The sequence below is a fragment of the Streptococcus sp. 3109 genome (assembly GCF_013276905.1).
GTDB lineage: Bacteria > Bacillota > Bacilli > Lactobacillales > Streptococcaceae > Streptococcus.
Map to the genome: position 1 here is coordinate 1 of NZ_VMLY01000007.1, position 22,357 is coordinate 22,357.

A 22,357-nucleotide genomic window follows, 5' to 3' on the forward strand; every position below is an offset into this window, starting at 1 on the left:
ATGTTTATTTTTCCTCACTAGTTTAAGAAATCGCAAGAAAAACAATCTTGCGATTTTAGCATACTTACTTTCTCCTAGTATTAGCAAAACCAATTCTCATTAAACTTTAGCATCTCACAAGAGAGATTATAAACTTGGAATAACTGATTTTTATATACTAGACGCATAGAGACTTTTCAACCTTACTTCTCTTCAAATCCTTCTGAGACTGCGTCCGCAAAGTTTTCTTCTACGATGCTTGCACAGTGATCACAGATAACTGCGTGGTAGCTACGTTCTGCTGTTGTTGGGTCGATGCGACGGCAGCGGTCACATACTTCACCTGCAGCGCGTTCAACTGTAAAGGCGACATCTTCGAAGCTAACGGCAGCTTCTGGAGCTGGTCCTTCTGCGATGGTCAAGTCTGACACGATCAAGAGTTGAGCCACATTGCTGTTTACTGCTTCAAGTAGAGTTTTCACAACTTCGTTTGGATAAACTATCAAGTGTGCTTCAAGTGATTTACCGATAACTTTTGCATTACGCGCTTCTTCCAAGGCTTTTTGAGCTTGTCCACGGAAGTCCATGAAGGCAGCCCATGTATCCAAGATTTCCTCTTGATTAGCAAAAGTTTGAGCTTCTGGTAATTCTGACAATTGAACAAAATCTTCAGCTTCAAACTCAAGATATGACCAGATTTCTTCCGCAGTGTGAGGAAGGATTGGTGTCAAGAGTTTGGTAATTTTGACAAGAATGTCATAGAAGACAGTCTGCATTTGACGGCGTTCCAATGATTTGGCACCTTCGATGTAAACAACATCTTTGGCAAAATCAAGGTAGAAGGCTGACAAGTCAACGTTGATAAAGTTCACCAATGCCTTATAGATTGTCAAGAATTCAAAGTTTGCATAAGCATCACGAATGGTCTTGACAAGCTGGTTAAAGCGAATCGTCATGTACTTATCAACTGAACGAAGTTCATCGTAAGCGACTGCATCTTGAGCTGGATTAAAGTCAGATGTATTGGCAATCAAGAAACGAAGAGTGTTACGGATCTTGCGGTAAGTTTCAGAGACTTGGCTCAAGATATCCATAGAGATACGCACGTCGTTGCTTGAATCCACACTTGTTACCCAGAGACGCAAGATTTCAGCACCAAATTGTTTTTCAACATCACTTGGAGCAATGGTATTTCCAAGAGATTTAGACATCTTCTCACCTTTACCGTCAAGGGCAAAACCTTGTGACAAGATTTGCTTGTAAGGTGCTACGCCATGGTTGGCAACAGATGTGATGAGTGATGAGTTGAACCAACCACGGTATTGGTCAGAACCTTCTAGGTAAAGGTCTACTGGGTAAGTCAACTCAGGACGGTTTACCACAACTCCATTCCATGATGAACCTGAGTCAAACCAAACGTCCATGATGTCTGTTTCTTTCTTGAATTCGCCATTTGGTGAACCTGGATGAGTAAATCCTTCTGGTAAGAGGTCTTTGGCATCACGTTCCCACCAAATGCTTGAACCATGTTCCTCAAATAGTTGAGCCACGTGTTCAATCGTTTCAGCAGTCATGATCGCTGTACCATCTTCAGCGTAGAAGATAGGAAGCGGAACACCCCAAGCACGTTGACGAGAGATAACCCAGTCGCCACGGTCACGGATCATATTGTAAAGACGAACTTTACCCCATTCTGAGTGGAATTTCACTTTTTCAATTTCATCCAAGATTTCTTGGCGGAATTTAGAAACGGAAGCAAACCATTGTGGTACTGCACGCCAGATGATTGGTTTCTTAGTACGCCAGTCAAATGGGTAGGAGTGAGAGATTTCTTCTTGGGCAAGAAGGAGGTTACCAAGTTTCTCGATAACAGTTGGAACTACCTTTTCATAGAATTGACCTTCAAACTCAGGACCAGCATTCTTCATCATGATACCACGTTCGTCAACAGTCACTGCGACTTCAAGACCATTAGCAATACCGACATTGTAGTCGTCCTCACCAAAACCAGGGGCTGTATGGACAATACCAGTACCAGAGTCAGTGGTAACGTGGTCACCAAGGATAACGAGCTCATCTACAGCTGTATCCCATGGGTGTTCTGTTACGATGTGGTTGAGTTCTTGACCACGGTAAGTTGCCAACACTTGAACATCAGCCCAATCAAATTTCTCAGACAAGCTAGTCAATAATTCTGCAGCAACCACAAACTTACGATTTTCATCAGCAGGTTGAACCAAAACGTAATCAATATCTGCACCAACCGTCAAACCACGAGAAGCTGTGATGGTAAATGGAGTTGTTGTCCAGACTACAATATAAGTATCTGTATCTAGAACACCTTTGCCATTTTTTACCTTGTTGGCATAGTAAAGGGAAGTTGAAACCAAGTCATGGTATTCAATCTCTGCTTCAGCAAGGGCAGACTCAGATGACCAAGACCAGTAAACTGGCTTGGCACCACGGTAGATATAACCTTTATTAGCCATCTCACCAAATACACGGATCTGGGCTGCTTCATAGTCAGGAGTCAAAGTCACATATGGATTTTCCCAGTCACCAGAAACACCCAAACGTTTAAAGTCTTCACGTTGTTTATCTACTTGAGAAAGAGCGTACTCACGGCAAAGTTTCAAGTACTCAACCAAGTCCATTTCTTTACGTTTGACACCTTGTTTTGCCAAAACTTGCTCGATTGGCAGACCATGAGTGTCCCAACCTGGGATAAATGGTGCGTAAAAACCTGACATAGATTTTGAACGAACAATGATATCTTTTGAAATCTTGTTCATAGCGTGTCCAGCGTGGATATTTCCGTTGGCGTATGGAGGGCCATCATGCAAGGTGAAATGAGGTTTTCCTTGGTTCAATTCTTGACGACGTTGGTAAAGTTTTGCATCTTCCCATTCCTTTTGCCAAACTGGCTCTTTGGTCGGAAGGCCTGCACGCATTGGGAAAGCTGTTTTCCCAAGATTAAGGGTATCTTTGAGTTTCATGGTATCTCCTTTATAAATAATAACAAATTAAAAACCACGACTGCCAAAAAGGACGAAAATCGTGGTACCACCTTTATTCGGAAAAAGATTTAGTCTTTCTCCCTCTTATCCCGTAACGTGGGGAACGTCAAATCTTACTCCATTCAGACTTGATTGTTTGAGAGGATAATCTTATCATTAGGGAATGCAGGACTCACACCATCTCCTGCTCGCTGGAAATATAAGGATAAGATATTGTTCTCACATCGTTTCTTATAAAATTGTAACGGATTCTTGCGGTGCTTCAAATCCTGGTGCTGAATCAAACGTTTCTGTAGCTGGTGTTGGACCTGATGGATGCACTGGAGCTACTTCTGGTTCGTCGTACATTGGACCAACTGGATGAGCAGGCTCTTCTTCAACTTGAGGACTCACTACAGGAGTTGGATTTTCCACTTCCTGTTTAGCTTGAGCTTCAAATTCAGCCAATTCTTTATTGGCTGCCTCAATACGAGCTTGTAACTCTGCCATTTCTGCTTGAGAGAACTGACGTGTCATATCAATTGGTTCGTCCTCAATTGGAGCTGGAATCGGTTCTCCAAGTACTTCACTAACCACTTCTTTAAAGGCTTCATCACTGGTTTGAAGATAAGTAGCTGTTGGACGAAGAATATCTTCCCAGTCTGAAGATTCAACAATAGCCAACTGACTCTCAATTGTAGATTTAAGACGTTGGTGGAAGACACGGCTCTTGTTCTTCAATTCTTCTGTTTCAACAGCGACTTTCTTAGCATTATCAGTTGCTTGACGAAGAATCTCATTTGCCTTATATTTAGCTTCTTCCAACAAGCGTTGCGCATCCTGCTCTGCTTGGTGAATGATATTGTTTGAACGTTCATGCGCCGCCTGTTTCACTCGCTCAGCTGTGTCTTGGGCAATCAATACAGACTGGCTCAATGAATCTTTCATCTCATCAAAGTAAGACAAACGCTCTTCTAAACTCTTAATACGCAAATCTTTATCATGATTCGCACGAACAAGATCTTCGTAATCACGAACCACAATATCTAAAAATTCATCGACTTCTTCTGGATCAAAACCTCTGAATCGAGTTCCAAAGGTTTTGTCCTTTATTTCTAATGATGTAATTGGCATTCTATTCCTCACTTACTTAATAATAACTGGACGGTTATTTTTTTCTTCTCTTTTTTCGTTTGTCCCTTATCTTGAAGCAATCTCAAGCGCCCAAATTTTCTCACACTAATCAAGTCTCCAACTTGAACAATATAATCTGATTTGTCTACCACATGATAATTTACTTGGACAAGTTTCTTTTCAATCAACTGGTTTGCTTGATTCCTAGATAGTTTCAAAACATTTGATAAAAGAACATCTAATCTAAAACTAGACACACATAAATCCAGCTCTCGATACTGTTCTAGCTTATCTATTTTCTCGGTGAAAGGACGGTCCTCCAGCGAAACGGGTATACGGCCAATTTTCTTTAATCCATCTTGAAAGAGAAGAAGAAATTGCTGATTGACCATAATCTGCGCCCGTTCTTCATCTACTAGGATATCTCCAAAAAGTTTCCGTTCAATCCCTAATTGATTGATGACTGTCCCTAAAATCTTAGCATGCGTTAAGTGTTCAAATTTATTGGAATACACTATTTCCTGGAGAGATATTTCAAAATCTGAAAACTCTGGTTGGAAATAATCTGGGTATAATAAAACTCGAACATACTCACTCGAGACGAACTCCCCACTACTGCTACAAGCAAGACCATAAGTTTTGGCCAAAATCTTTAATAGCTTCTCCTGATGAGGATTGATAAAAGGAGTTAAAAAAGGAGCATAGCTATCTTCTACCTTCTTTATCCATTCCATTCCCTTGTCAAGAAATGGACGATCTTCTATGGAGAAATGCTGGTAAATCCCTTTATTCATCCTATCATCGCCAGAAAACGGACTAGGTTTTCTCCTAAAAATCGAATCAAAACAATCGCAACCCAAACAGATAAATCAAGACCCGCTATCTGTAAAGGCAGGCGTTGCAAGGGAGCAAGCACTGGTTTTACCAACGCTACAATCCAACGACCTAAACTTGATTCGTAGGCGCCTGGAAACCAAGACATGACAGCAAAGGCCACCAAAATCAGGGAGTAAATATCTACTGCATTATAAATCATACGAATTAAAAAAATCATTATCGTACTCTATTTCGCTTCATATCAAAGCCAAACTCACCATTTTGTTCTTCATCTGGTAAACGAATATCTTCTACATTCACAATAACATTCACTGGTGTTAACAGATACATAGTAGATGCTACCTTTTTCAAATTTCCAGCTAAAACATGACAAGCTCCATCCAAATAGTCCAAACAACGACGAGCCTGCACTTCAGTCATATATTGAAAATCAATCAAGATACTTTCGTTTCCTGCCAATAAATCAACAATTTCTGTTGCATCCTCATATTTTCTAGGATAACGAACATCTATAATGACCTTATCCGTTGCACGCTGACTCTGATTTGCCAATTCCTGTTGTCTTGCATGAAGTCTGGTGATATTGCTATCTTTTGCACCAGCAGACTGTGAAGGTTGATGCATTGGGAGAGCCGGTTCCTGTGAAGAATTTACTGGAGTTAACACAGGCTCATCTCTTTTTTCATAAGGGAGACTTGAATCCTCATCCTCCGTAAAATAATCTATAAATCTATCGAATCTATCTTTTAAAGACATGGTTCTCTCCTACTTAAAAAATGATGTACCTATACGAACAAAGGTGGAACCGAATTGAATCGCTTCTTTATAATCACGACTCATTCCCATACTTAACTCGGTCATAGGCATATTTGGAATTTGTTTTTCTTGAATTTCTTTTTGTAAATCTTGGGTCGCATTGAAAATCTCTTTCAACTGCTCACTGCTAGCCTCAAAAGGTGCCATCGTCATTAAACCAACATATTCAATCTTATCTAGTCTGGCTAACTCTGGCAAGATTTCCAGCAGTTCCTCTCTCGAAAAACCGTGTTTGCTTTCTTCTTTAGAAATATTTACTTGAAGAAAACACTTGATGACTCGGTCACTTCTTTTTTGAATTTCCTCTGCTAGCTTGACTGAATCCAAGGCATGGAAATAATCAACGTATTGAATGACATCTTTCACCTTACGTCTTTGCAAGGTACCAATCAAATGCCAAGTCACATCTCGATCTTTTAAAGCTTCATATTTTTCCAGAAACTTATCGACACGATTTTCACCGATATGATGAACACCTAGCGGAAGCAAGGCTTCCGCTGTCGGTACATCTACATACTTGGTAACTGCAATGACAGAGACTGAGCCACTCTCGCGATGAGCATTCAGACTCGCCTCTGCGACTTCTCGAAAAACAAGTTCTGTATTTTCTTTTACATTCATTTACTTAACGATTTTTGAAAAATGGAGGTGTATCCAACTCATCTTCATCTTGTGATGTTGGGGCTTCAAAGCGTTCAACTGGAGAAACGACTGAATCTGTTGTACGAACAATCGATTCACGGCGAAGATCCCAATCACCAAAAGCAGATGCTTGAGTTGGTTCCAAACGACGTGGATTTTGTTTTGGCAATTCAGCTGTTTCTGCCATATCAAAATGACGATCAAAGCCATGTGAATGAGCTGGTTTCACTGTCTCACGGTAGTTAGTAGTAGGTCTAGCTTGTGGAGCAACAACCTTCTCTACGCGGTCTTGACGAACACCTGTTGCGACAACTGTTACACGAATTTCATCACGCATACTTTCATCAATTGAAGTACCGAGCCAGATGTTCACTCCTTGACCTGCTGCTTGGTTCACAATTTGTGAAGCCTCTTCTGCTTCAATCAAGGTTAAATCAAGACCACCAGTAACGTTGACAATCACATCTTCTGCTCCATCAATTGTTGTTTCAAGAAGTGGAGAGTAAATTGCCTTACGCGCTGCTTCAACAACACGTTCTTCTCCACTACCGATACCAATACCCATAAGAGCATTCCCTTTGTTTGCCATCACCGTTTTCACATCGGCAAAGTCAAGGTTAATCAATCCTGGATTAGTAATCAAATCAGTAATCCCTTGAACACCTTGACGAAGAACGTTATCCGCTTCGCTAAGAGCCTCCAAGAGCGGTGTTTTCTTATCAACAATTTCAAGTAAGTTGTTGTTCGAAATAATCAATAGAGTATCTACATGCTCACGAAGTTGATTGATTCCTTCTACAGCAAATTGTCCACGCTTGCTTCCTTCAAAACCGAAAGGACGTGTCACAACACCAACTGTAAGAGCACCTAAATCTTTGGCGATACGAGCAATAACAGGAGCAGCTCCAGTTCCAGAGCCTCCTCCCATACCAGCAGTGATGAAGACCATATCTGCACCACTGATAGCTTCCGTCAGTGTTTCTTCGCTTTCTTCAGCAGCTTTACGACCAACCTCAGGTTGACCTCCTGCACCCAAACCACGAGTCAATTTAGGTCCCAACTGAATTACAGTCTCAGCTTTTGTACTACTCAATGCTTGTACATCTGTGTTTGCTGCGATAAATTCTACGCCTGTAACACCTTCGTCGACCATACGGTTGATGGCATTGCCACCACCTCCACCGACACCAATTACTTTAATCACTGCACCTTGAGCAGCAGCTGTATCAAATGAAAATGTCATAATTTATTTTTCCTCTTTATTCGTCAAACATGCTTCCGATCAAGCCACGGAAACGATCTGCTAATTTCGGTTTATTTTGTGAAGCTTGTTGGAAATCCGCCATTGGTTCTGTAGGCGCCACCGGCTCTACTTCTGGAGCAGGAGCTGGTTGAACAGGCGTTGATTGTACAAACTGAGCTGTTTTCTGTATCATTCCCCCAAAACTAATTGGTTGATGAGTCAGAGCAACTTCACCCTTGACCGCTCTTTGAGCCAAAAGATTGACTTCTGTCAATTGTCCAGCAAATTCTGATAAACTAATCACATGCGCAAAGGCTGGATTACGGATACCAACTTGGTTTGGAACATAGAGTTTGACACGAACGCCAAAGACTTCTTGAGCCAATTCTACCATACCCGGTAAAATAGCATTTCCACCGATTAAGACAATTCCACCAGGGAGCTCCAATAGACGTCTTCTATCTAATTCTTGCTTAATTTGTTCAAGGATGTGCTTGATTCGTGCAGAAATAATTTCTGACAAGTAGGCTTCCGTCACTTCGACTGCTTCTACTTCTCCAATAACTTCTACTTGGAAGGTTTCTTTGCTTGCAAGAGGCGGATAGGCTTCCCCGTAATTCAGTTTCAAGCCTTCTGCTAATTTGCGAGAGGTTTTCAAAACCTTGGAGATATCTTTAGTTACATAATCTCCACCTTCTTGGAGAATATGTGTGAATTGGAGTTCTTGGTTGCGGATTGTAGCGACAGTCGTTTGACCTGCCCCCATATCAATCACTGTAGCACCAAATTCACGTTCACCTTCGTTCAAAACTGATTGAACCATTGCTAGTGGCGAAATGATAATATTTTCAACCTGAACACCTGCACGCTCAACCGTCTTACGCAAATTGTGCAAGATAGTACGAGGGCCTGTATAAAGCAAGCCACGCATTTCAAGGCGAACCCCCATCATGCCACGTGGGTCACGAATCCCTTGGAAACCATCCACAATAAATTCTTCAGGAATAAAGGTAATGACTTCACGGTCAGGTGTCATACTCTTTGTCAAAGCTGATTTGACAACATTTTCAACATCTTGATCCGTAATTTCCTTGGTATCAGATGTTACTGGAATCATCCCTTGAGTTGGTTCGACCTGCAAAAGATTACCAGGCAAGCCGACATTCACTGATTTAATCGAAATACCTGCCTTTTCTTCTGCTTGGGAAATGGCTGACTTGATAGCAGTTGCTGCTGCATCAATATCAACAATAATTCCATCCTTTACACCTTTACTTTTGGCATTACTCACGCCAATTACATTTAATTCACCATTTCTCTGCTCGGCCACAAGCACCTTGACAGAGCTTGTTCCAATATCTAGACCTGTAAAAAAGCCTTCTCTAGCCATTACATCGCATCCTCTCTATCTTCCAAGTTTCGCACTTCGTATTATTCCATAGCTAAACATAGGCATAGCTATTCACAGAATATTATAACACAAAAAATTTAATCGTGCTTGCTTTTTTCCTAAATTTCCCAGCCATTTTTTGAGTTTCTATGTTCAGAAATTCTTATTTTGTAAGCTGCTTGTAAAAACTCTCTAAGACAAAAAAAGAAAGCTCTGTGTTAAGCTTTCTTTGCAATCATTTTTTCTGCTTCTTGTTCTAAAAATAGTTCTAAAATTTTCTTTGTCAACGTAATCGCTGCTGACAGGGCCAGAGAAACGATTAAATAATTAGCCACTAAGCCGTGATCTCCAACCAATGGCGGTTTTGTCAAGAATCCGTAATCTCCACCTGTTACCAAATTGACCATAAAAATCAAAGCATTTAATGCAAAGGTCATGAGAAAAATCCCCTTCACATCCAGCAATCGCGCATTATACTGTCTCAAGAGATAAACCAGAGAGTTCCCCAAGAGTGCTAAATGCCCAAAAATAAAGGATAAAATGGTGATATGGGGGAAAGGATAGGCATCTGACACTGGATAAACAAAGGCTGCTAATGTCCCAAATGTTCCTAGTAATGCAAAATACTGCCTATATTTGGACTGACCAGGAAGCAAAAGTACCACAAACATGGCCATACGGCAATGGTAAAAGGGTAAGCTTTCTGATAGTGGCATATGATTGACCCAGTACCAACCATAAAGTAGGATTAACTGAACGGCCTGTAAAATCTGGAAAAATCGTTGGTAAACCTTCTTTTCACGATAACGATAGGCTGTATAAAAGATCAAAGCCAAGAGTGTAAATATACTGACATACCAAAAAAGGTCAAATTTGGGCGGCTCGGTTGCCTGAGTTGTAAAAAAAATATCCCATAAATTCATTTAGTCTTCCTCATGATTCAAAATTTTCCTGCATTTTATTATACCATGCTACTTAAGAAAAATGGATTTAGAAATACGTAAATGTTTGACAAAATCACTTGTCTTCATGTTCTAAACTTTCTACCAATTTGGCTAGATTCATAGAATTGGAGCCTTTGAGTAGGATTTGGTCGTGGGCTCCTAGACTTTCCTTGACCTGCTTGACTAGGTCTTCAAATTGGTCTTGGTCTTCTGTTTTCTTGAAGTAGTAAACGTGGCCAATTGGGAACATTTGACTGGCCAATTTGGCTAATTCAGCAATGTCTTCTCCATAGAAAATCACGGTATCAAGCACATCTGGAGAGAGACTCAAAATCATCTGGTTATGGAGTTGAACAGACTGGTCACCAAGTTCCTTCATATCCGCCAAGACAGCAATTTTTTTGCCACCTTCATTGGCTGGGATGGCAGAGAAAGTCTCTAAAATCAGCTTCATAGCAGTTGGGTTGGCATTATACACATCTGATAGGATATCTGCTCCATTGGCTGCTTTCTTCCACTCGGTACGATTACGCGTCAATTCAAGATTTTGGAAGGCCTGACGAATTTGCTCCTCTGAAACCCCTTCTTGTAGGACAACATAGGACGCAATCATAGCATTGGTGGCATTGTACTTACCAGTCACTGGCAAATCGAGGGCTTGTTCCAAGAAATTAGCCTTAAAGGTCAGACTGTCCTTGCGCTCAATCAAGTCTGTAATTTCCAACTCTGCTCCTGGCCCAAAACGGACTACCTTTTTATCTGTTGGCAAGTAGTCCTCTACAATGGAGTCAGCTGGTGCCAAAAGCAAGGAACCCGATACCATACCATCTGCAATTTGCATTTTCCCTTTAGCGATCTCCGAACGGTCTTTGAAAAAGGCCAAATGGGCTTCTCCAACCAAGGTCACGATGGCTGTCTTTGGATGAGCCAACTCAGACAAGAGATGAATATCGCCCAAGTGATCCTGCCCCATCTCCAAAACCAACTTTTCTGTTCCTTCAGGCATATGAAGAACTGTGTAGGGAAGGCCGATCTCGTTATTGTAATTGCCTTGTGTTTTGTAGGTTTTGTAGGTTGTTGATAGCAAGTGCGCCAACATATCCTTGGTCGTTGTCTTGCCATTTGAACCTGTAACTGCAAAGACATCAACAGCCATTTTCTCAAGATAGTAGGCAGCTAGTTGTTGAAAGGCAGTCAACACATCGTCTACTAAAATGTAAGGATGATTTGCAAGCTCTTTCTCAGACAGGGTTACAGCAGCGCCATTGTCAAAAGCTGTTTCGATAAAGTCATGACCGTCACGCGCACCTTTGAGGGGCACAAACAAGTCCCCCGTCGCGATTAAGCGACTGTCAAACTCAGCTTTTTCTAACTGGGTATCCTCAAAAATGCTGACATCATTTTTGGCTCCGACAACTTGAGCCACTTCATGGATTGTTAATTTCATTTCTACTCCTTTAAAAAGGGTCGAAGTCCGAGAACTCTGATCACCTTGCAGGGATGGTTCTGGCTTCTACCCTCTCTTTCATTTTATAGCAAATGCGCTTCGCGCTTGTCAAAACTTTCCTTGGCAAGGTCAACCAATCGCTCAATTAGGTCTGGGTAGCTGATTCCCATATTGTCCCAAAGAAGTGGATACATAGACCACTGGGTAAAACCTGGCATAGTATTGAGCTCATTTAGGAAGATCTCTCCCTTGTCTGTATAGAAGAAATCGCAACGAGAGAGACCGAGACCACCAATCGCACGAAAGGCCGTTTCTGCATTTTGACGCATGACAGCTACCACATCATCACTGATTTTAGCCGGAATATCCATGGTAATCTTGTTGTCAATATACTTGGCGTCATAATCGTAGAAGGCAACATCCTTGACTACTTCTCCTGGAAGCGTACTCTTGACATCGTAGTTACCCAAGAGGCCAACCTCAATTTCACGGGCATTTACTCCTTGCTCTACCAAGACACGACTGTCATATCGGAAGGCAAGTTCCAAAGCCTGACGAAGTTCTTCTTGATTTTCAGACTTAGAAATACCGACACTAGAACCCATGTTGGACGGCTTTGTGAAGACTGGATAAGCCAATTTTTCTTCCACTTCAACGATTTTAGCAGTCACATCATCCCCTTCAACGATAGCCACATAAGGAACTTGGGCAATGCCTGTAGATTCCAACACACGCTTGGTCGTGATTTTATCCATGGCAAGGCTAGATGACAAGATATTGCAGCCGACATACGGCATTTTCAAAACTTCCAAGAATCCTTGGACAGAGCCATCTTCTCCCATCGGACCGTGAAGAACAGGAAAGACAACTGCCCCTTCTTCGTAGATAGCACTTGGTGCAACTTGCTTATCCCAATCAATGGTTTCATTGGTCATAAGACGGTCCTCTTGACCTGGAGTCTGACTAAATTCCTGTGTTTTGATAAAGTCACCTGACTGACTGATAAAGAAAGTCTTAACTGTGAAACGGTCGTAGTTAACCGCACGCATGACACTCTCAGCTGAAAGGACAGAGACTTCACGCTCTGCACTCCGTCCACCATATAAAAGAATAATCGTTTGTTTCATATTATTTGTCCTAATTCTACTAGAATACTCGCTCTTTAGTATATCATATTTGCTTGGTTTTTTAAAACTTGAACCTGACACTACTCATCACACTATACAAAAAGAGGCCGATAGGAACGATTTTCAGCCTCCTTGATTTTTTATAAATGAATGGAGTTCGTAAATTTGTCTACACTTACAACTCTGTCCGATTTTCAATCGCTCGTAAGAGGGTCACTTCGTCCGCATACTCGATATCTGCTCCCACAGCGAGACCTCGTGCCAGGCGCGTAACCTTGATCCCAGCTGGCTTGAGTAAGCGGGAAAGATACATGGAAGTTGCTTCCCCATCTGCTGTGGCATTGGTTGCTACGATTACTTCTGAAACTTCACTATCCATCAGACGAGTCATGAGACTCTTGAGATTGATATCATCTGGACTGATACCATTCATAGGAGAAATAAGGCCATGCAGGACATGATAGAGGCCATGGTATTCTTGGATGTTTTCCATGGCCGCCACATCCCGACTATCCTCTAGCACCAAAATCGTTGTCTGGTCACGAGTTGGATCGGTACAGATAGAACAAGGATCGTCGTCTGTCAAACGTCCACAAACGGAACAGTAGGTCAATTCTCTCTTAGCAGAAAGGAGATTTTTTGCAAATTCATTGACATCGTCATCAGACATCCCAATCGTATAAAAGGCCAGACGCGTAGCCGTCTTAATCCCGATACCTGGTAACTTAGAATAACTGTCAATCAGCTTGGCAATGGGTGTTGGATAAAGCATAAATTCCTTTCTAGTTCATTGGATGGTATTTTTGATACAGATTGATAATATCACGCGCAATGGAAGGTCCTACACCATTTGTTAGATTGGTATTATGAGGAAAGACCACTGCAACAGCGATTTGGGGATTATCAGATGGGGCATAGGCCACCGCATTGGTATTGGTTGCTTGCTGACCATCTGCCACATAGCTTTCGGCTGTACCCGTTTTTCCGCTAATAGATACCAAGGCACCATTTGAAAAGGCACGGCCAGTAGTCAAGCCACTAGTCCCATGAGCAACCTGATAAAAACCTTGGTGCAAGATGCTCATATCGGAGTCGGATATATTGACCTTATTCATCTCTGTCGGTTGCAGTTGCTGAATCAAGTCGCCCAGGCCTCCCTTATCATTATTTCCATAAATACCTTCCACAATACGAGGAGCCACACGAACACCATCATTTGCAATAGTTGCTACATACTGAGCCAACTGCATGGGCGTATAGTTATCAAACTGCCCAAAGGCATTGGTGATGTAATTAGCAAAGCTATACTCTTTGGGAACAAATCCAGTAGATTCATCTGGTAGGTCAATTCCGGTCGCAGCCCCCAAGCCATATTCGCCAAAGGTCGCACGAAGTTTTCCCATAGCTGTTTCCAAATTGCTGGTTCCAACAAACATATTTGGTTGATAGGTCTGGCCCATGATTCCAAGAGCGGTTTGAACCATGTAAGCATTAGATGAATACTCCAAGGCTTCCACAGCTGTAATAGGAAAAGATCCATATGCCAATTTATACCAAGAATAAATTGGAGCTGAACCTTGGAAAACAATAGGCTGATCTGTTAAGGTTTGGTTTCCTGATAAAACACCATTTTCCCAACCTGAGCTGATGGTAGCGGCCTTAACTACTGACCCTGGGACAAAGACATTGGTTACCGTTCCCAAGGAATCAGGAGTCAACTCTCCCGTTTTCAGGTCATGTTTGAGTCCTGACATAGACAAAACAGCACCTGTTTTGGGGTTAAGGGCGACTGCATACACACCCTCAGAATACTTGGCTCCACCATTTCCTAGCTCGGAATTGAAATAACTTTTCAGCAAAGCATCCACGCTATCTTGGAAGGCCAAATCAATGGTCAGTTTGATATTGTTTCCCTTACTACCTTCCTCAATTGTGTCCACGCTTTCCATATTGCCATATTTATCCAGATGGATTTCTTTTACCGAGCGTTTTCCTTGTAAGGTCTCTTCATATTGCTTTTCCAAATACGAGGTTCCAACACGGTCATTTAGAGAATAGCCTTTTTTAAGATAGGATTCTGCTTCTTCCGCTGGGAGACCAGCTTTTTCACTGGATACACTCCCTACTATAGAAGAAAGGGAAGTTTCCAAAATCTTTCGATCCCAAGAAGTAGAAATACTAATGCCAGGCATCTCCTTTGAAATAGAGGCAATAACAGCCACCTGAGAATCATTTAGAGGATCTGTCGCAATGGTTCCTGTCGCAAAGTTTCCAACAGCATTTAACTGACTAAAAAGATAGATTTCTTTCTTTTCATCCTCTGTATAGTTTAGTTGACTCGCTTGGACACTATCGACCGCATTGTTATACAGTTCTGATTCGGATAGGCGATTGCCATCTGAATCCAATCGTTTCTCACTTGGGAGAGCTTCCACTGTTTTTTTATAGATTTCAGGATCAGCCAAATAGTAATCAGCCAGCTGGCGTTCTGTCAAATTTGGCGAACTGATGCTCACATAAGTCAGTAACTTTTTAGCTATTTCTTTTAAGTCTGTAGCCGTCATTTTATTGCTACGCGTAAAGGAAACAACCTGTTTTAACGTATTTTCTACCAAAGGTTTTCCACTAGCATCATAGATTTCCCCACGGGCAGAACTGGTTGTGACCTTGGTCTGACTAGCTGAGGCTAGCTTTTTTTCGTAAAAATCCTTGTTCAAAATCTGCATATACAACAAACGACCAATAATGGTCATAAAGAGTAAAATGACGATTGAAAACAATAAATTAAGCCGAATCGGAATCGAATGGCTGTTAAATTTTCTCATACAAATCAGTCTCATTTCTAACTTAAAATCTTACTCTTAATTGTACCACAATTTGAGCAGAAAATTATGGAAAAGAAAGAAGCTTTTTTTCGTTTTTACAGTAAGATACGTTTTTATTTATCCATCCCTATATTATATGTTATAATGAATGTAAAAGTTCAATAATCTAGTCTTTTTCCAACACGACTCATTTAAAGGAGCCTTCCCTATGGACAAACCAGATATCGCAACTGTCATTGATTCACATTTTGAAGAAATGACAGACCTAGAGCAAGAAATCGCTCGCTATTTTTTACAAGCAGAAACCATTCAAGATGACCTTTCCTCCCAACAGGTCACTCAAAAATTACATATCTCTCAGGCTGCTCTGACCCGCTTTGCTAAAAAGTGTGGCTTTACTGGCTACCGAGAATTTATTTTCCAATACCAACATCAGGCAGAAAATCAAGCCAACCAAGTCTCCAAGCACAGTCCACTGACCAAACGAGTCCTCAGAAGCTATAGCAATATGAGGGAACAAACACAGGACTTGATTGACGAAGTCCAACTAGAACGAATTGCCCAATTAATCGAAGATGCTGAGCGTGTCTACTTCTTCGGAACAGGGAGTTCTGGCCTTGTTGCTCGTGAAATGAAATTACGCTTCATGCGTCTAGGTGTAGTCTGCGAAGCTTTGACCGATCAAGACGGCTTTGCCTGGACAACCAGCATTATGGACGAAAATTGTCTCGTACTTGGTTTCTCACTTTCTGGCACAACACCTTCTATTTTAGATAGTCTATTAGATGCCAAGGAGATGGGGGCAAAGACTGTACTCTTTACAAGTGTTCCCAATAAAGATAGTCAGGCCTACACAGAGACCGTTCTCGTTGCTAGCCACAGTCAGCCTTCCTATATCCAACGAATATCCGCTCAACTTCCTATGCTCTTCTTTATCGATTTGATTTATGCCTACTTTTTGGAAATCAATCGCGAAAGCAAGGAAAAAATCTTTAATAGCTACTGGGAAAATAAGAAACTCAACGGCTATCGTAGACAAAAACGTGTCAGAAAATCCTAGTTTGGTTGGGCCAAACTAGGATTGTTTTGTATTGATACTCTTCGAAAATCAAATNNTCGCCTTGCCGTACTCAAGTACTGCCTACGGCTAGCTTCCTAGTTTGCTCTTTGATTTTCATTGAGTATAAAATGATAGTAGGCGCCCAACATACCTGCTGTATTTTGATGATGAGCAAATTCTAATCGTGTTTTTTCAGCTAGACTTGGTACCAAGGCCTCTTTCAAGGCTGTGCGAATCTTGGGTTTGAGGATAGCCTCTTGTCCCATGATGCCGCCACCGAGAATGACCACTTCTGGATTGGCAACGTAGCAAATATTTGCCAGACCTTTTCCTAGATAGTCTACCATGCGGTCAATACCTTCCATGCAGAGTTTATTGCCCTCAGTGGCTTCCTTGAAAATGCGTCGGCCATTCCACTGGTCAACTGGATCTCCATGTGCTTCAGCTACATATTTCACTAAAGCTGTCGTAGAAGCCAAGTCTTGGAAAGCTCCATCCTGCATATGCATATACCCAACTTCACAGGCTGAATTGCTAAATCCATGGAAGACTTTCCCATCCATAATCAAGCAACCACCGATACCTGTTCCAATGGTCAAGCAAAGGGTCACACTTGCTCCCTTGCCTGAACCAGATACTGCCTCAGCAAGACCTGCACAGTTGACATCATTCTCAATTTCACAAGGAATAGTAAAGCTAGTCTCGATTTCCTTCTTGAACTGGGTTCCTGCATAATTTGGAATCTGAGGCCCAGCATAGAAAATCTCACCCTTATCTGGATCCACCATTCCTGCAGAAGAAATGGCAACACCTGCTACTGGGCCTTTTTCTAAATAGCTAGCTACAATATCTTTGGTTTTTTGTAAGATATGAGGTCCACCCTTATGCGCCTCTGTTGGCATTTCATGTGATTCAACAAGTTGGCCTTCTTGGTCGATTAAACCATATTTGATGTTGGTTCCACCAATATCAATTGCAACGTAGTATGTCATAAATACCTCCTTTGAGATTAGAGGAAGCGCTCCTTGGTTTCACGAATCAAGGCTGCAGCTGCTTCTACAACTGGACGATCGTCTTCAGTCACTGGTGTCAAAGGTGAACGAACAGATCCAATATTCAAACCTTCATTGATTTTCAAAACTTCTTTGATGACACCGTACATATTTCCATGTGCAGCAGTCAATTTACCAATGATAGCGTTGATAGCATACTGTAATTCACGCGCTGTTTCCAAGTCTTTATCCGCAATCAATTGATTGAGTTTCAAGAAGAGTTCTGGCATAGCACCATAAGTACCACCGATACCAGCCTTAGCACCCATGAGACGGCCACCTAGGAACTGTTCATCTGGACCGTTAAAGACGATATGGTCTTCTCCACCAAGGCTAACAAAGGTTTGGATATCTTGAACTGGCATAGAAGAGTTCTTCACACCGATAACACGTGGATTTTTCAACATTTCTGTGTAAAGACTTGGAGTCAAAGCAACCCCTGCCAATTGAGGAATGTTGTAAATCACGTAGTCTGTGTTTGGAGCTGCAGAACTGATATCGTTCCAGTACTTAGCAACTGAGTATTCTGGCAAGCGGAAGTAAATTGGTGGAATTGTTGCAATGGCATCTACACCCAAGCTTTCTGCGTGGCGAGCTAGTTCCATACTATCTTTAGTATTATTGCAAGCAACATGGGCAATAATAGTTAATTTACCTTTAGCAACTGCCATGACTTCTTCCAAGATTAACTTGCGGTCTTCTACACTTTGGTAGATACATTCACCAGAAGAACCATTGACATAGAGACCTTGAACTCCCTTATCAATGAAGTATTGAACCAAAGCACGTGTACGCTCTGGACTTACTTCTCCTTGATCATCATAACATGCGTAGAAGGCTGGAATGACACCTTCATATTTTTTCAAATCTGACATAGATTTTCTCCTATTGTTTTTATTTTCTGCTAAAGCAGATTCTTTCTTTACTTCTTTAGTATACACTTTACCGAAAAGGCTTTCAATATCTTATAGACACTTAGATTTTAGTTTCTCGCTTATAGAATAGCGTTTGGAGCCTTTGAAAGTAGTTTCAGAAATAATTGCACCCCTTACTCATACTTAGCAAATAGCTTTTCCATCACTCCCACTTGTAAAAAAGCAAGAAGTCCAAAACCAAAGAGAATAAAAGCTGATCCTCCCAATAGAAGGGTAAAGGCTGATAGATATAGAATCATCAAAATCAAAAAGATAATTGCAATCATCAAGATAAACCAAGGAGCATTAAAACTAGCCAACATCAATCCTTTTTGGAGAATTTCTTTCCAAGATAGGTCATAGCGCGCAGCGATTGGATAGCTAGCCAGCATCACAATGGTAAGGAAAATAAGAATACCTAGACAAATAGCTTTAACCAATTGAAAGGGCAGAGCTGTTTGACTCCAGAAAAGATAAAGATCTAGAAGGCTTAATGAAACAATGCCCAACTCAAGCAGACCTAACTGAAGACCGAGCTTCAGATTTTGCTTGAAAGCTCTTAAATAGATTCTAAAGACAGGCACACGTCTGCTCTTCTTAACTTCGAACATGGTCTCGTAGAGGCTGATTTTAGCCACTCCAATCGTTACGATTGGCAAACAAGTTACTACAAAGAGAAGATTGACTGTTACAATATCTAAAACCTTCTCACTAATTCGCATTAGAAAATTATCTGTATCAAATGCAGCCTTGATGAGACTTCTTCCTTTTTGTGACATCTTTGCTCCCCCATCATTTTTCTTTGTAAACTATTTTCTTTTTTATCAGTAAAGCTTTCATAAGTCCCTACCATGAACAAAGCTATTTTTTCTTTTTTCTTTTGGACTTTTTTCTATTTTTATCTATGGACATATAATCTATATATATCCCGGACAGCGAAGCAACTAAAATACTACTCCAAGTATGCTCATTAAATCCATCTAGCCCTCCACGGACTATCATTGCAAGCACTGTCCAAGCTAACATATTCAATAAAAAAATACAAAGTGCTTTTAATAAAAAAATACAAAGTGCTTTCATTCTCTCGTTTTAAAAGTTTATACAACCATATACATCAACTAGATTCACAGCTATTTGTAAAATCCTTCCATAAATCTTGATCAGTGATCCTACTCTTGCTCCCGCAGCCATAAAGACTTTGCTGAACTTCAATCCTGCCATACCAATAGTATTTCTGAATAAAGATACTGACAATAAGAGCTCATTTCTCTACCTCAAAAGAGCAATTTTATGGTAGATTATTGTCAAAGATTTACAAAAAGACAATTCATCCTATTTTTAATCAATCAAAATTTTAAACAAATACTTGCGAACCTTCTCTTCCATACCTGCATAGCCATTTGGCTGATGTGGTTCTCCTGGGAAGAAAATCGCAAAATTGTGATAACCCAACAAGAGTGGGTAGTGTTCATGACAATGAACAAAGCCAATGTCACTCGCTTCGTCAAATGCTACTGCTTCATCTTTGATACGTGAACCGTAGCTCGAATATTCATGCCCTTCTACCAGCAAATGCAAATCTGCATAGTTCTTGTGATGTTCAAACTGGTCATTTTCAGCTTGATTGAGGACATTTTCCTGAACAACTAGAAAGACCTTGTCTCCATCAATCTCATACTTTCCTAACTCGAAAGAATCTTTACGATGTTGGTAGAGATAGTCGATAGCCTTATCTAAATTGGGATGAATCCCTTTGTAAAAGGTAATATTTTTCAAATCGTCAAAAATCATACTCTTTCCTTCGTTTCTGATAGTTAACTAAAAGCATTCTTAAGTTTATAAGTGTCTGACAAAATTTCATAAAGTAACTGCATACCCTCCATTTTGTAGACACTTATAACCTCTATATTCTCTAAATCTATAAAATATACTTCTATATCTTAATAGATTGATTTTCCTGTACTCAATGAAAATTGAAGAACAAACTAGGATGCTAACCGCAGGCAATACTTAAGTATGGCCAGGTGACGCTGACCTAGTTTGCATTCGATTTTCGCAGAGTATTATCCTTTGACCGCTCCCATAGTAATCCCTTGTGTGAAGGATTTTTGGAAGACTAGGAAGACTGTTACGATTGGAACAGCAGCAAGAGCAGCCCCTGCCATAATCAAACCATAGTTGGTTGCCATTTCAGCCTGCATGGTCGCAACCCCAAGTGAAATAGTCAAATTGTTACGTGAAGTCAACATTACCAACTGCATGAAGTAGTCGTTCCAAGTGTTGATGAAGGTGAAGATTGCAAGGGCTGCAAACCCTGGTTTCACAATTGGGAAGGCTACGCTCCAGAAAGTACGGATCTCACCACAACCGTCGATTTTAGCTGATTCAAGCAATTCTGTAGGGATATTTTCACTAAATTGTTTCATAAGGAAGACCCCAAATGGCCATCCAATCAAAGGCAAGATAACTGCCCAAAGAGTGTCATGGATTCCCATGAAGTTGACGATACGTACCAATGGTACAAGGACAACTTGTTTTGGAAGAGCCATGGCAGCGATAAAGACTGCAAAGAGGATGCGTTGACCATAGAAACGTTTTTTAGCCAATACATAACCTGCTAGAGAAGAGGTTGCACAGACTAAGAACATGGTTACCAGTGAGATAAATACAGAGTTCCACATCCACTGCATAGCAGGGTTTTGCACCATGAGTTGTTGGAAGTTCTCCATGGTTGGCATTTTAGGGAACCACTGTGGCGGAATCATAATGGTATCAGGCTGTGATTTGAAGGCCCCTGTCAAGATCCAGTAGAATGGAAAGATGAACAGTACGGTCAACAAGAGCAAGATAATCGTTGAAATAACAGTGAAAGCTGTTAAAGGTTTCTTTTGTGTAGGTTGCATAACTGTCTCCTTTCTTTAGTATTCTACGTCGTTTCCGAGCGCCTTAAATTGAACAAAGCTTACGATCGCAATCATGACTGCCAAGAAGACACCGATGGTGTTAGCATAACCGTATTCTGTCAATTGGAAGGCTTTTTCGTACAGGTAGTACATCAAGGTACTTGTAGAGTAGTTTGGCCCACCAGATGTCAACAATTGAATCAAGGCGAAAACTTGGAAGGAGTTGATGGTCGTGATGATTGCGATATAAAGAGTTGTTGGAAGAAGGCTAGGCCATTTGATCTTCCAGAAGACTTGAAATTCAGTCGCACCGTCAACACGCGCTGCTTCAACAAGTGAGTTATCAATATTCCCCATAGCAGCGATATAAAGGATAATCGGTTGACCAACAGATGTTGTCAAAAGGATAATCATAATCGCTAGCAAAGCCCAGTTTTTGTCACCCAGCCAAGAAATGTTTTGGCTGATGATGTGGCTTGACTTAAGGACAAAGTTTAAAATCCCTGATAGTGGATCATAGATCCATTTCCATACAACCGTTACGGCAACACTACCTGTAACTACAGGAAGGAAGAAGACGAAACGATAAAAAGAACGGGCAATGGCATTTTGATGATAGGTTTGAGATGCTACAAAGAGAGAGAAGAGAACCACAATCGGAACAGATCCAATAACCAGGATAACGGTATTGATCAAAGACTTCACAAAGACAGGGTCTTTAAACATGCGAATGTAGTTGTCCAAGCCCACAAACTCAAATTTAGTCATGGAGTAGTTAAAGAAACTTGTAATGAATCCCATAATCATAGGAGCCAAGACAAAGATGACAAAGAAGAATAACACTGGTGCTAGGAAAGCGTAGGAAATCACTGTTTCCCGCATACGAATTTTATTGACTTTCACAGTCGGCACCTCTCTTTCAAATAGAATAGTTTTTGATTTTCTTGAACTGTTTTAAAACCAAAATGAAATTTTTTAAGATTCGCTTATGTAAGAACTTCATTTTAATTTCGTGACAGTTCCTACCATTTCAAACAAAAGTCCCCCT

20 protein-coding genes are annotated in these 22,357 nt (G+C 41.0%); 1 reads left to right on the forward strand and 19 read right to left on the reverse strand.

Annotated features, from left to right (window positions below; translation table 11 throughout):
* Positions 1 to 182: 182 nt before the first annotated feature.
* From ileS to pbp2b, 13 genes are all read right to left on the reverse strand, one after another.
* A complete protein-coding gene (gene ileS / locus HT698_RS04315; protein ID WP_173220121.1) occupies positions 183 to 2,975 on the reverse strand; it encodes an isoleucine--tRNA ligase in 2,793 nt (930 codons plus the stop codon).
* 252 nt (positions 2,976 to 3,227) lie between these two features.
* The gene (locus HT698_RS04320; RefSeq protein ID WP_345789464.1) at positions 3,228 to 4,109 is read right to left on the reverse strand and encodes a DivIVA domain-containing protein; all 882 of its coding nucleotides are present in this window, start codon (positions 4,107 to 4,109) and stop codon (positions 3,228 to 3,230) included.
* Between the two features lie 8 nt (positions 4,110 to 4,117).
* Positions 4,118 to 4,903: an RNA-binding protein gene (locus HT698_RS04325; RefSeq protein WP_173220118.1), complete on the reverse strand. Its 786-nt coding sequence runs from the start codon at positions 4,901 to 4,903 to the stop codon at positions 4,118 to 4,120.
* Complete coding sequence (locus HT698_RS04330) at positions 4,900 to 5,163, reverse strand: YggT family protein (RefSeq protein WP_000576512.1); 264 nt, start codon at positions 5,161 to 5,163, stop codon at positions 4,900 to 4,902. The genes HT698_RS04325 and HT698_RS04330 overlap by 4 nt, the downstream gene beginning before the upstream one ends.
* The gene (locus HT698_RS04335; protein ID WP_172931413.1) at positions 5,163 to 5,702 is read right to left on the reverse strand and encodes a cell division protein SepF; all 540 of its coding nucleotides are present in this window, start codon (positions 5,700 to 5,702) and stop codon (positions 5,163 to 5,165) included. The genes HT698_RS04330 and HT698_RS04335 overlap by 1 nt, the downstream gene beginning before the upstream one ends.
* Positions 5,703 to 5,711: 9 nt before the next feature.
* Positions 5,712 to 6,383, reverse strand: coding sequence for a YggS family pyridoxal phosphate-dependent enzyme (locus HT698_RS04340; protein ID WP_173220115.1), 672 nt, complete (start codon positions 6,381 to 6,383; stop codon positions 5,712 to 5,714).
* 4 nt (positions 6,384 to 6,387) lie between these two features.
* The gene (gene ftsZ, locus HT698_RS04345) at positions 6,388 to 7,647 is read right to left on the reverse strand and encodes a cell division protein FtsZ (protein ID WP_000144272.1); all 1,260 of its coding nucleotides are present in this window, start codon (positions 7,645 to 7,647) and stop codon (positions 6,388 to 6,390) included.
* 16 nt (positions 7,648 to 7,663) lie between these two features.
* The gene (gene ftsA, locus HT698_RS04350) at positions 7,664 to 9,037 is read right to left on the reverse strand and encodes a cell division protein FtsA (RefSeq protein ID WP_000090392.1); all 1,374 of its coding nucleotides are present in this window, start codon (positions 9,035 to 9,037) and stop codon (positions 7,664 to 7,666) included.
* A 218-nt stretch (positions 9,038 to 9,255) separates the two neighbouring features.
* The gene (locus tag HT698_RS04355) at positions 9,256 to 9,960 is read right to left on the reverse strand and encodes a TIGR02206 family membrane protein (RefSeq protein WP_173220112.1); all 705 of its coding nucleotides are present in this window, start codon (positions 9,958 to 9,960) and stop codon (positions 9,256 to 9,258) included.
* Between the two features lie 94 nt (positions 9,961 to 10,054).
* Positions 10,055 to 11,428 (reverse strand): UDP-N-acetylmuramoyl-tripeptide--D-alanyl-D-alanine ligase, encoded by a 1,374-nt coding sequence (gene murF, locus HT698_RS04360; RefSeq protein WP_173220109.1) that lies wholly within the window; start codon positions 11,426 to 11,428, stop codon positions 10,055 to 10,057.
* 83 nt (positions 11,429 to 11,511) lie between these two features.
* Positions 11,512 to 12,555 carry a D-alanine--D-alanine ligase gene (locus HT698_RS04365; RefSeq protein ID WP_173220106.1) on the reverse strand — a complete coding sequence of 348 codons (1,044 nt, stop codon included), beginning with the start codon at positions 12,553 to 12,555 and terminating at the stop codon, positions 11,512 to 11,514.
* Between the two features lie 175 nt (positions 12,556 to 12,730).
* Positions 12,731 to 13,327, reverse strand: a complete 597-nt coding sequence (gene recR / locus HT698_RS04370; RefSeq protein WP_000966762.1) for a recombination mediator RecR — start codon at positions 13,325 to 13,327, stop codon at positions 12,731 to 12,733.
* 10 nt (positions 13,328 to 13,337) lie between these two features.
* Positions 13,338 to 15,395 carry a penicillin-binding protein 2B gene (gene pbp2b, locus HT698_RS04375; RefSeq protein WP_173220103.1) on the reverse strand — a complete coding sequence of 686 codons (2,058 nt, stop codon included), beginning with the start codon at positions 15,393 to 15,395 and terminating at the stop codon, positions 13,338 to 13,340.
* Between the two features lie 193 nt (positions 15,396 to 15,588).
* Between pbp2b and HT698_RS04380 the strand changes: the two genes are divergently transcribed.
* On the forward strand, positions 15,589 to 16,440 hold the full coding sequence (locus HT698_RS04380) for a MurR/RpiR family transcriptional regulator (RefSeq protein ID WP_173220099.1): 852 nt from the start codon (positions 15,589 to 15,591) through the stop codon (positions 16,438 to 16,440).
* A gap of 95 nt (positions 16,441 to 16,535) precedes the next feature.
* Here the strand turns inward: HT698_RS04380 and HT698_RS04385 are convergent, their stop codons facing one another.
* From HT698_RS04385 to HT698_RS04410, 6 genes are all read right to left on the reverse strand, one after another.
* Positions 16,536 to 17,432, reverse strand: a complete 897-nt coding sequence (locus tag HT698_RS04385; RefSeq protein ID WP_173249589.1) for an ROK family protein — start codon at positions 17,430 to 17,432, stop codon at positions 16,536 to 16,538.
* A 17-nt stretch (positions 17,433 to 17,449) separates the two neighbouring features.
* Positions 17,450 to 18,367, reverse strand: coding sequence for a dihydrodipicolinate synthase family protein (locus HT698_RS04390; RefSeq protein ID WP_001281493.1), 918 nt, complete (start codon positions 18,365 to 18,367; stop codon positions 17,450 to 17,452).
* Positions 18,368 to 18,540: 173 nt separating this feature from the next.
* Positions 18,541 to 19,185 carry a YesL family protein gene (locus tag HT698_RS04395; RefSeq protein ID WP_173218880.1) on the reverse strand — a complete coding sequence of 215 codons (645 nt, stop codon included), beginning with the start codon at positions 19,183 to 19,185 and terminating at the stop codon, positions 18,541 to 18,543.
* 559 nt (positions 19,186 to 19,744) lie between these two features.
* Positions 19,745 to 20,197: a YhcH/YjgK/YiaL family protein gene (locus HT698_RS04400; RefSeq protein ID WP_000575448.1), complete on the reverse strand. Its 453-nt coding sequence runs from the start codon at positions 20,195 to 20,197 to the stop codon at positions 19,745 to 19,747.
* A 272-nt stretch (positions 20,198 to 20,469) separates the two neighbouring features.
* On the reverse strand, positions 20,470 to 21,309 hold the full coding sequence (locus HT698_RS04405) for a carbohydrate ABC transporter permease (protein ID WP_084933135.1): 840 nt from the start codon (positions 21,307 to 21,309) through the stop codon (positions 20,470 to 20,472).
* 15 nt (positions 21,310 to 21,324) lie between these two features.
* On the reverse strand, positions 21,325 to 22,191 hold the full coding sequence (locus HT698_RS04410) for a sugar ABC transporter permease (RefSeq protein ID WP_173218897.1): 867 nt from the start codon (positions 22,189 to 22,191) through the stop codon (positions 21,325 to 21,327).
* Positions 22,192 to 22,357 lie beyond the last annotated feature (166 nt).

Coding starts and splice junctions, on each gene's coding strand:
- ftsA (WP_000090392.1), bottom strand. CDS start 9,037: ATGGCTAGAGAAGGCTTTTTTACAGGTCTAGATATTGGAACAAGCTCT.
- HT698_RS04335 (WP_172931413.1), bottom strand. CDS start 5,702: ATGTCTTTAAAAGATAGATTCGATAGATTTATAGATTATTTTACGGAG.
- HT698_RS04340 (WP_173220115.1), bottom strand. CDS start 6,383: ATGAATGTAAAAGAAAATACAGAACTTGTTTTTCGAGAAGTCGCAGAG.
- pbp2b (WP_173220103.1), bottom strand. CDS start 15,395: ATGAGACTGATTTGTATGAGAAAATTTAACAGCCATTCGATTCCGATT.
- recR (WP_000966762.1), bottom strand. CDS start 13,327: ATGCTTTATCCAACACCCATTGCCAAGCTGATTGACAGTTATTCTAAG.
- HT698_RS04400 (WP_000575448.1), bottom strand. CDS start 20,197: ATGATTTTTGACGATTTGAAAAATATTACCTTTTACAAAGGGATTCAT.
- HT698_RS04330 (WP_000576512.1), bottom strand. CDS start 5,163: ATGATTTTTTTAATTCGTATGATTTATAATGCAGTAGATATTTACTCC.
- ftsZ (WP_000144272.1), bottom strand. CDS start 7,647: ATGACATTTTCATTTGATACAGCTGCTGCTCAAGGTGCAGTGATTAAA.
- murF (WP_173220109.1), bottom strand. CDS start 11,428: ATGAAATTAACAATCCATGAAGTGGCTCAAGTTGTCGGAGCCAAAAAT.
- HT698_RS04395 (WP_173218880.1), bottom strand. CDS start 19,185: ATGTCACAAAAAGGAAGAAGTCTCATCAAGGCTGCATTTGATACAGAT.
- HT698_RS04320 (WP_345789464.1), bottom strand. CDS start 4,109: ATGCCAATTACATCATTAGAAATAAAGGACAAAACCTTTGGAACTCGA.
- HT698_RS04380 (WP_173220099.1), top strand. CDS start 15,589: ATGGACAAACCAGATATCGCAACTGTCATTGATTCACATTTTGAAGAA.
- HT698_RS04410 (WP_173218897.1), bottom strand. CDS start 22,191: ATGCGGGAAACAGTGATTTCCTACGCTTTCCTAGCACCAGTGTTATTC.
- ileS (WP_173220121.1), bottom strand. CDS start 2,975: ATGAAACTCAAAGATACCCTTAATCTTGGGAAAACAGCTTTCCCAATG.
- HT698_RS04365 (WP_173220106.1), bottom strand. CDS start 12,555: ATGAAACAAACGATTATTCTTTTATATGGTGGACGGAGTGCAGAGCGT.
- HT698_RS04355 (WP_173220112.1), bottom strand. CDS start 9,960: ATGAATTTATGGGATATTTTTTTTACAACTCAGGCAACCGAGCCGCCC.
- HT698_RS04385 (WP_173249589.1), bottom strand. CDS start 17,432: ATGACATACTACGTTGCAATTGATATTGGTGGAACCAACATCAAATAT.
- HT698_RS04405 (WP_084933135.1), bottom strand. CDS start 21,309: ATGCAACCTACACAAAAGAAACCTTTAACAGCTTTCACTGTTATTTCA.
- HT698_RS04325 (WP_173220118.1), bottom strand. CDS start 4,903: ATGAATAAAGGGATTTACCAGCATTTCTCCATAGAAGATCGTCCATTT.
- HT698_RS04390 (WP_001281493.1), bottom strand. CDS start 18,367: ATGTCAGATTTGAAAAAATATGAAGGTGTCATTCCAGCCTTCTACGCA.